Genomic DNA, 9,102 nt, shown 5'->3' on the forward strand with positions numbered 1-9,102 from the left:
GGAAGGCCACGCCATGAGGCACTTCCTTCGCGACGACGATCTGACCCCCGCTGAGCAGGCCGAGGTGCTTGCTCTTGCAGCCGAAGTCAAGGCCACCCCCTATGCACGTAAGCCGCTGGAGGGGCCGCAGACTGTGGCCGTCATCTTCGACAAAGCCTCAACCCGAACGCGAGTGTCGTTCGGTGTCGGAATCGCTGACCTTGGTGGCAGCCCGCTGATTCTCGACACTGCCACGACCCAGAGCGGTCGCGGCGAGTCGACCGCGGACACAGCAAAGGTCCTGGGCCGTATGACCAGCGCGATCGTGTGGCGGACGTACGCCCAGTCCGGGCTCGAGGAGATGGCCGCCAACGCCGGTGTACCCGTCATCAACGCGCTCAGCGACGACTTTCACCCCTGCCAGATCCTCGCGGACTGGCAGACCGTGATCGAGCACAAGGGGGCTCTCGCTGGCCTGACCGTCGCCTATCTCGGCGATGGCGCCAACAACATGGGGCACTCCTATCTGCTTGGCGGCGCGCTGGCAGGCATGCACGTACGCATCGGCGCACCGTTGGGCTATCAACCCGATCCGAAGATCGTCGCCGATGCCGCGGAGATCGCCGAGACCACCGGAGGATCTGTCGCCGTGACGGACGACCCGGATTCCGCGATCGCCGGAGCCGACGTAGTCATCACCGACACGTGGGTGTCGATGGGACAGGAGAGCGAGAAGGAAGCACGCCTCGAGCTCTTTGGCACTTATTCGATCAACGCCGAGTCGTTGGCGAAGGCCGCGCCGGACGCCGTCGTTCTTCACTGCCTGCCGGCCTATCGCGGGCTCGAGATCTCGTCCGAAGTGCTCGATGGCCCTCAGAGCGTCGTGTGGGACGAGGCTGAGAACCGCCTCCACGCCCAGAAGGCCTTGATGATCTGGTTGCTCGAGAAGGCGGGGGAGAAATGATGACTGTTCCCGATACCAAAAGCGCACGTCAGCAGCTGATCGTCGAGCTGCTGGGTCACGAGCTCATTCGTTCCCAGGGTGACCTGGCTGAGCTGCTCGAGAGCCGCGGAGTGAACGCGACACCGTCGACGATCTCCCGCGATCTCGTCGAGCTCGATGCCGTGCGTGTGCGTCACCCCGATGGAGGGCTGGTCTACGCGGTGCCGGCCGAGGGCGGAGACCGCACACCTCGGGCAGCGCCGGACAGCGCAGCGGCACAGACGCGACTCGCGCGCATCTGCCGGGAGCTGCTCGTTGCCGCTGAGTCCTCGGCAAATCTGGTGGTGCTGCGTACCCCGCCCGGGGCCGCCCAGTACCTCGCCTCCGCTGTCGACCATGCCGGCCAGCCCGACCTGCTCGGCACCATCGCTGGGGACGACACTGTCCTGCTGATCTGTCGCGATCCGCTGGGTGGCGACGCCGTCGCCAGCCGGCTCATGTCGCTTGCCGCATCCACCTCCAAGGAGACTTCGTGATCGACAAAACCTCTCTGTGGGGAGGGCGGTTCGCTTCCGGCCCATCGCCCGAGCTGATCGCGCTTTCGCGGTCAACGCATTTCGACTGGCGCCTCGCGCCGTACGATCTCGCCGGATCGCGCGCGCATGCCAGCGTGCTCCAGGCCGCCGGACTTCTCAGCCGCGACGACCTCACCACCCTGATTTCCGGCATCGATGCACTCGCGGCCGACGTCGAGTCGGGCACCTTTGCAGCTCACCCTGACGACGAGGATGTGCACTCCGCGCTCGAACGCGGATTGCTAGAGCGCCTCGGCCCTGAGCTGGGTGGACGTCTCCGTGCCGGACGGTCACGCAACGACCAGATCGCCACGCTCTTCAAGATGTACCTCCGAGACCACGCCAGGACGATCGGCGATCTTGTACGCGGACTGGTGGCAGCCCTCGCCGAGCAGGCGGAGGCCCACATCGACGCGCCCATGCCGGGTCGCACCCACCTTCAGCACGCCCAACCCGTGCTGCTGTCGCACCATCTGCTGGCGCATGCGTGGCCGCTCGTACGCGACCTCGATCGCCTCGAAGATTGGGACAAGCGCGTGGCTGCTGATTCGCCGTACGGCTCTGGCGCGCTCGCTGGCTCGTCGCTTGGCCTCGACCCTCAGCAGGTCGCCAAAGACCTCGGCTTCACCGACTCGACGGCCAACTCGATGGACGGCACGGCAGCGCGCGACTTCGTTGCCGAGTTCGCTTTTGTCACAGCCCAGATCGGCATTGACCTCTCTCGCATCGCCGAGGAGATCATCATCTGGAACACCAAGGAGTTCGGCTTCGTCACGCTGCATGACGGCTTCTCGACAGGCTCGAGCATCATGCCGCAGAAGAAGAACCCCGACATCGCCGAGCTCGCCCGCGGCAAAGCAGGTCGCCTGATCGGCAACCTCACGGGACTTTTGGCGACGCTCAAGGCGCTGCCACTCGCGTACAACCGCGATCTGCAGGAGGACAAGGAGCCGGTGTTCGACTCGATCGACACCCTCGAGGTCCTGCTGCCTGCGTTCACCGGCATGGTTGCCACGCTGACGTTCAACACCGAACGGATGGCCGAGCTCGCGCCCCAGGGGTTTGCTCTGGCGACGGACGTCGCCGAGTGGCTCGTACGTCAGGGTGTGCCGTTCCGTGACGCCCACGAGATCTCGGGTGCTTCTGTCCAGATGTGCGAGCAGCGCGGCATCGAGCTCTGGGACCTCACAGACGGGGACTTCGCAGCGATTTCGCCGCTGCTGACTCCAGACGTTCGTGACGTGCTCACGGTTGAAGGCTCGCTGGCTTCTCGCAACTCCCGTGGCGGAACGGCACAGGCGCGCGTTGCCGAGCAGCTCCTCGAACTTCGCCAGCGGCTCGCCTGACACGTGGACGTCACGGATCACGCCCGAGCGCTCCTGGGTCGTGTCCTGCACGGTCACGCCGTGGCAGCGCGCATCACCGAGGTTGAGGCTTATGGGGGAGTCAACGACCCTGCCTCGCATGCCTTCACCCGAACCCCGCGCTCGGAGATCATGTTCGGCGAGCCATGGCGCCTGTACGTCTACCGCTCGTACGGGATGCACTTCTGCGCCAACATCGTCACCGGTCCGACCGAGACAGCGTCAGCGGTGCTGATCCGTGCAGGCGAGATCGTCGACGGCATAGAGCTCGCACGGGCACGACGAGGTGATCGGGTCAAGGACGTAGCCCTCGCTCGCGGCCCTGGAAACCTTGCCAGGGCGCTCGGCTTGTCCCTTGACGACCTGGGCACGGAATTGCTCGGGAGCAACGCAGTTCACCTCGGGGACGAGCCACCCTCAGCTCCCGCCATCAGCGAAGGTCCGCGCGTGGGTGTGTCCAAGGCCGCAGGTGTCCCATGGCGCTTCTGGATCACCGGTGATCCGACGGTGTCGGTCTATCGACGGAGCCCGCGGGCATGACGGTCGTCAGCCTGCAGTGGCGGTCACGATGACGCTGGCGACACCGAGAGCGATTGCCGCTGCTGAGAGCGCACTCACGACGGTCGACGCCTTCGATCGACGGACGACCAGCAGAACCAGGCCGATGATCACGAACAGGGCCATGACAGTCGACGCCCATGATGCTGTCGACGTATCGCTGCCGAGCGACTCGGCCGCTCCATAGACGTACACGACGACTGTCGCCATGGCGGCGACACCGAGCCACACTCCCGGTTGACCGTGAGAGCGGGACGCGGCGACGACTCCGGCCGCCGCAACCGCGACCAGTGCCAAGAACACGACTCCGACTATCGAGAGCATCAGCTGGCCGAGGCGATTCGCTGGTCGATCGCCTTCGCCATGGCGTCCAGATCGGCTGGTTTCGCGACCCGACCCAATCCGTATGACAGCAGGACCGTGACCTGCGTGCCGTGGCGGAACACGACGTACTCGCGCTTGTTGGTCTCGTCGGAGGCATCGACCGCGCTGACGGCGGCGAAGGCATCTCCGACGGGGGACAGGCCGGCAAGCGGCGAGACCTCGGCCTTGGCACCCTCGGTCGGAACGTGCTCAGTACAGGTCTTGGCCGCATCGACGAACGAGTCGATGCGCTTGGCGGTGGCGTCCGCGTCGGACGAGACGAACGAGTACTGGATCACGAATGTGTCGCCTGACTTCGTGGCGAAGCGCTGGGTCACGGCACTGGTCAGCTTGGGCGGTTCGAGCACCACACCACAGAGCTGGGGGATGCCGAGGAAGTCCTCGACCGAGGCGTAGCGCCAGCCCTCGGGCAGGACGTTCTCGGGGAGGATCGCCTTCTGCGACTCGCCACCGGACTCGACGCTCGCTCGCGGGTTGGGACCGGGCTCGTCGGAGCCGCACGCACTCAGCAGGGCGGCTGCACACACCGCGACGAGGAGAACTCGTACTGTCATGGCCGCTCACCTCCGTTCTCGACGGCGTCGTGGACCAGCGCCCCGATCGCCTGTTGTCCCTCTGCGGTGGGATGGTAGCTGTTGCTCGAAACCGGCATCAGCCAGTTGCCGCCGTCGACCCCGAAGGTGAGGTCGTGCAACCAGGGCTCGCTGGTGCCCGACTCGTGCCCCTCGAGAGCATCGGTTACGTCGACGAACTCGATTCGGGTGCCTGACTCGGCGATGGCTTCGCGGATCGCGTCGTTGGCGTACGTGCCCAGGTCGTTGATCCAGGTCTGGTCCCTTTGGGCGATGCCCCACGTCGGGCCCGTCGGGTCCTCCGGGAACAGTCGCGGGTAGCCGACCACGAGGATGCGCGCGTCGTCGGGGGCGTCCTCCTCCAGGTCCTGGTACATCTGGATCAGCTCGTCGACCTTCTCGTCGATGCTGGCGTGGGCGTCTTCCGTCGCGTCTGGACCGCACGCGGCACCCAGGCCGAGACCGCGTTTGACGCACTCAGCCATCACGTCGGCGAAGCCGAAGTCGTTGCCGCCCATCGACAACGTAATGAGGCTCGTGTCGTCGGTGATGTGCTCACGCTGCGGCCCCTCGTCGTCGTTGCCGCTGTGGTTGTCCTCGTAGTAGTCGCTCGCGACGGCACCGCTGCAGGCACCGAAGTGGTAGTCGCCGGCAAACTCGCCGTTGGCGAACACGTAGCCCGAGTACGCGTTTGCGCTGCGTCGGCACACGTTGACGCGAGGTTCGCCCGGCCACAGGTCCACGGGCAGGTCGTTGAACCACTCCTTGGTGGCGTCGTCGCTGTTGGTGTTCTCGACGTAGTCGCCCGCACCTTCCCCCGACGAGTACGAGTCACCCAGTGCGACGTAGTCGCCGGCGTATGCCTGATCAGCCAGGCTTGGTCCGGATGGGTCGTCCGACCCCCCGATATCGGACGACCCCCCGCACGTTGCGTTGGTGAGGGGCGACACCGCAGTGCACACACCCGACGCAACGTTTTGTCCGATCGAGGCAGCGGCACCGGTCGCGACCAGTCCCGTGATCACGACGGCGACGAGGACGATCGCACCGACGTAGTCGATGGATGCCTGTCCGCGTTCGCGGAGTGCGTGTGCCTTCATTGCCCCGACCTTTCGACACCTCGACGCTATTGATGCGTGGAGGCAGGCGCACGGGTCCGCGGGCCCAACTCGCGGCGGGTCCGGAGGCCCACGACAGGGCTTGACAGTGCAATCGCAGAGTGGGTGATTCTTGGGACATGAAGACACGAGTGGGAGCGTGGCTGATCATCACCGCCGTCTTGACCGCTGGATGCGGTGGCGGATCCGATGAACCGTCAGATGGAGCGACGAGCGAACCGACGGCGACCGCGCAGACATCGGCAGCCGGAGGTGACACTGAGTGCCTGCTGGGGCGCTGGTATCTGGACACCGACAACTACGAAGGGCAGGCCAGGAGCTACCTCGAAGGTCTTGGTCTACCGATCACTGCGCTGGATATCGGTGGCGACCAGATCCTCGACTTCAACGAGGAGCCCTACATGAGCATCTCAACGAACCTGGAGATCTCTGCGGTCGTGGGCGGTCAACCGCTCTCGGTCAACTCGCAGAGCGCAGGTGGTGGCGAATGGGGTTGGAACGCCGACAGCGAGACCGATATCGGCGTCGACAACTGGGGATGGACCGCAGCTCCGGGAGCCAATCCCGACGGAGCGCCACCATTGATCGACCCGTCGAACGGCATCAGCGTCACCTGCGAGACGGATCGACTTTCCGTGAAGGGCGAGGGCGCACCGCTCACAGGAGTGTTTGTCCGTCGCTAGTCGTCAGTAGCGACGGGCACTTCGCATACGCCGTCTTCGCACAGAGGTGCGTCTTCGCCAACCATCTCGAACGGGCCGGTCATTCGGCTGCCGCCTGGGTGAGCACGTCGACGAAGGTTGCTGATTCCTGAGCACCAGAGACGCCGTACTTGCCGTTGATCACGAAGAACGGCACACCGTTGATGCCGTACGCGACGGCCTGCGCCTTGTCCGCCATCACGTCCTCAAGGAACGTTTCAGATTTGAGCGCGTCGACGATCTCGTCGCGGTCGAGCCCAATCTCGGCTCCGAGGTCAGCCAGCTCGTCGATCTGTCCGACGTGCCTGCCCTCCTCGAAGTACGCCGACAGCAAGCGCTCCTTCATCTCCAGCTGTTTGCCGTGCGACTTCGCCAGATGAAGCAGCTCGTGCGCCTTGATCGTGTTGGTCGTGTGCAACGAGTCGTAGTCATACGCGATGTCGACTGTCTTGCCGAGCTCGGTCATCTGCGTCAGCATCTGGCTCGCGTGCGCTTCCGGGATGCCCTTGTGCTTCGACAGGAACTCGCTGTGACTCCCGGCGTAATCGATCAGGGTGTCGGGCGAGAGCTCGAACGAGTGGTACTCGACCTCGACGGTGTCGCCACCAGCCGTGAAGTCGGCCACGGCCGCCTCGAACCGGCGCTTGCCGATGAAGCACCACGGGCATGCCACGTCTGACCAGATGTCTACCTTCACGCTGCTCATGCAAGTTTCAACCACATGGACATGGCCGGCTATTCCGTGCCCCTCATCACAAAGGGAGACACGGGCGTACGCGGTGCGACATGATCTGGCGTGGGGAGGGGTCCCAACCAGCAGAGAGGCCCACACGATGTCAGTCGTGGTCGGATACCGCAGTGATGAGTACGGCGAGGCAGCCCTTGAGCACGGAGTGGCTCGGGCCAACGCAACAGATGACACGCTGACGGTCGTCAACGTCTCCCGCGACGCCGACCTTGATGCCCCGGGATTCCTGCGCGGCTTCGAGCTCGAGCAGCTCCGCCAGCGGCTCCACGAGCTGGTCGGCTCCAAGGTGTCGATCCAGCAACCCGTCGGCGCAGACACCGCGGCCCAGATCCTCAAGGTCGTGGAGGAGACGTCGGCGAGCCTCTTGGTTATCGGCCTACGTCCGCGGTCGCCAGTCGGCAAGTTCCTGATGGGCAGCACGGCTCAGCAGCTCCTGCTCGACTCCGCGGTTCCGGTACTCGCCGTCAAGCCAGGACAAGTCGCCGCAGCGGTGCTCTGAACCGCTGTGGGTCGTATGAGCCCGGTGGGTGAGAATGGGCATCGTGACCCACGTACTTGATGATCTCGAGGCGCGCGGCCTCATCGCGCACTCGACGGACCCTGATGCACTGCGAGCTGATCTCACGACAGGTCCGATCACGTTCTATGTGGGCTTCGACCCCACGGCTCCGAGCCTGCACATCGGCAACCTCCTTCAGCTGCTCACGGCACGTCGCCTGCAGCTGGCGGGCCACAAGCCGCTGATCCTCGTGGGCGGTTCGACCGGTCTCATCGGTGACCCCAAGGAAGCCGGCGAGCGGGTCATGAACACCAAGGAGACGACGGCCGAATGGGTCGAGCGCATCCGTACGCAGGTGTCGCACTTCGTCGAGCTCGAGGGCGAGTCGGCGGCCACGCTGGTCAACAACCTCGACTGGACCGCCAACCTCAGCACAATCGACTTCCTGCGAGACATCGGCAAGCACTTCCCGGTCAATCGGATGCTCGCCCGCGAAGTCGTCAGCGCGCGGCTCGAGGCCGGCATCAGTTACACCGAATTCAGCTACGTACTCCTGCAGTCCCTCGACTACCTCGAGCTGCACCGCCGTCACGGCTGCGTGCTTCAGACAGGTGGCAGCGATCAGTGGGGCAACATCACCGCCGGGGTCGAGCTCGTACGTCGAGCCGCCGGCTCCAAGGTGCATGCCCTCGCGACACCGTTGATCACCAAGGCCGATGGCACCAAGTTCGGCAAGACCGAGTCAGGCACCGTATGGCTCGATCCCGAGCTGACGAGTCCTTATGCGTTCTACCAATCGTGGATCCAGGCCGAGGACAGCAAAGTGGGGGAGTACCTCCGCCAGTTCACCTTCGTCCCGGTCGACGAGATCGCTGCGCTGGAGGTTGAGCATGCGGAGAAGCCCGGATTGCGTGCGGCGCAACGTCGACTGGCAGCCGAGGTGACGACGATCGTGCACGGCGCCGACGAGGCAGCAGCCGCAGAACTTGCCTCCGGAGCGCTGTTCGGCCGTGCTGAGCTGACGGATCTGCCCGAGGCGACGCTCGGAGCGGCCCTGAGTGAAGCCGGTGCCGTCGAGCTCAAAGCCGCGGATTCGCCGACTGTCGTCGACGCATTTGTGGCCACTGGACTCGCCGATTCCAAATCCGCTGCCAGGCGTGCTGTCGCCGACGGGGGAGCGTACGTGAACAACGAGCGCGTGACGGACCCCGATCTTGTGCTTTCGGGCGAACATCTGCTGCACGACAAATGGGTCGTTTTGCGCAAGGGGAAGCGGGCGATTTCGGGCGTGTCGGTGTCCTGACCCCTGCAATTTCAGGGGCTGGAGCCCGTGTGACTCTAGCCACAGGACCCCGATTTGACGTGCGCAAATCCCGCCCCGTAGTGTTCTACTTGTTGCACAGCACGACGGAGCGAAAAGCCGCAAGGCCGGTCGCTCGGAGTTGGCAGCCAACATCGTGACCGACCCGGGTTTGACCGGTGAAAACGAGCGGTGTAAGTTAGACGAGTTGCCCCAAAACTCAGACCGTAAGGTACTGGGTTTCGGTGTGCGTCTGATCCTTGAGAACTCAACAGTGTGCCAAAAGTCGACGAGATTAATTAGTAATACCCCGTCGAGACCATCGGAGAGCTTCGGCTCGCCGACCTTGATGGAAATCAAT

11 protein-coding genes are annotated in these 9,102 nt (G+C 64.7%); 7 read left to right on the plus strand and 4 right to left on the minus strand.

The genetic code is table 11. The features are described 5' to 3' along the window. Positions 1–13: 13 nt before the first annotated feature. From argF to V6M39_RS04730, 4 genes are read left to right on the plus strand one after another with little or no spacing between them, the layout of a single operon-like run. A complete protein-coding gene (argF, locus tag V6M39_RS04715; RefSeq protein WP_332642567.1) occupies positions 14–943 on the plus strand; it encodes an ornithine carbamoyltransferase in 930 nt (309 codons plus the stop codon). Beyond that, positions 943–1,458 carry an arginine repressor gene (locus V6M39_RS04720; protein WP_332642568.1) on the plus strand — a complete coding sequence of 172 codons (516 nt, stop codon included), beginning with the start codon at positions 943–945 and terminating at the stop codon, positions 1,456–1,458. Before argF ends, V6M39_RS04720 begins: the two co-directional genes overlap by 1 nt. Next, the gene (gene argH / locus V6M39_RS04725) at positions 1,455–2,843 is read left to right on the plus strand and encodes an argininosuccinate lyase (protein ID WP_332642569.1); all 1,389 of its coding nucleotides are present in this window, start codon (positions 1,455–1,457) and stop codon (positions 2,841–2,843) included. Before V6M39_RS04720 ends, argH begins: the two co-directional genes overlap by 4 nt. Positions 2,844–2,846: 3 nt before the next feature. Continuing rightward, the gene (locus V6M39_RS04730; protein WP_332642570.1) at positions 2,847–3,401 is read left to right on the plus strand and encodes a DNA-3-methyladenine glycosylase; all 555 of its coding nucleotides are present in this window, start codon (positions 2,847–2,849) and stop codon (positions 3,399–3,401) included. 6 nt (positions 3,402–3,407) lie between these two features. Here V6M39_RS04730 and V6M39_RS04735 read toward each other — a convergent pair whose 3' ends face one another. Genes V6M39_RS04735 through V6M39_RS04745 form a run of 3 tightly spaced genes read right to left on the minus strand, consistent with a single transcriptional unit; the run spans position 3,408 to position 5,475 of the window. Beyond that, complete coding sequence (locus tag V6M39_RS04735; protein ID WP_332642571.1) at positions 3,408–3,722, minus strand: hypothetical protein; 315 nt, start codon at positions 3,720–3,722, stop codon at positions 3,408–3,410. A gap of 20 nt (positions 3,723–3,742) precedes the next feature. Continuing rightward, positions 3,743–4,357, minus strand: coding sequence for a hypothetical protein (locus V6M39_RS04740; RefSeq protein ID WP_332642573.1), 615 nt, complete (start codon positions 4,355–4,357; stop codon positions 3,743–3,745). Further along, positions 4,354–5,475, minus strand: coding sequence for an SGNH/GDSL hydrolase family protein (locus V6M39_RS04745; RefSeq protein ID WP_332642574.1), 1,122 nt, complete (start codon positions 5,473–5,475; stop codon positions 4,354–4,356). Before V6M39_RS04745 ends, V6M39_RS04740 begins: the two co-directional genes overlap by 4 nt. A 137-nt stretch (positions 5,476–5,612) precedes the next feature. Here V6M39_RS04745 and V6M39_RS04750 point away from each other — a divergent pair, with 137 nt between their 5' ends. After that, entirely contained in the window at positions 5,613–6,176 is a 564-nt protein-coding gene (locus tag V6M39_RS04750) for a hypothetical protein (RefSeq protein ID WP_332642575.1), read from the plus strand. A gap of 79 nt (positions 6,177–6,255) precedes the next feature. On the opposite strand, the gene V6M39_RS04755 is transcribed toward V6M39_RS04750, so the two are convergent. Then, positions 6,256–6,900, minus strand: coding sequence for a DsbA family oxidoreductase (locus V6M39_RS04755; protein WP_332642576.1), 645 nt, complete (start codon positions 6,898–6,900; stop codon positions 6,256–6,258). A gap of 136 nt (positions 6,901–7,036) precedes the next feature. On the opposite strand from V6M39_RS04755, the gene V6M39_RS04760 reads away from it, so the two are divergent. Beyond that, complete coding sequence (locus tag V6M39_RS04760) at positions 7,037–7,441, plus strand: universal stress protein (RefSeq protein ID WP_332642577.1); 405 nt, start codon at positions 7,037–7,039, stop codon at positions 7,439–7,441. A 34-nt stretch (positions 7,442–7,475) separates the two neighbouring features. Continuing rightward, positions 7,476–8,744: a tyrosine--tRNA ligase gene (tyrS, locus tag V6M39_RS04765; RefSeq protein WP_442880682.1), complete on the plus strand. Its 1,269-nt coding sequence runs from the start codon at positions 7,476–7,478 to the stop codon at positions 8,742–8,744. The last annotated feature ends 358 nt before the right edge of the window (positions 8,745–9,102 follow it).

Source organism: Aeromicrobium sp., assembly GCF_036675695.1.
In the GTDB taxonomy this organism is placed as follows: Bacteria; Actinomycetota; Actinomycetes; order Propionibacteriales; family Nocardioidaceae; genus Aeromicrobium.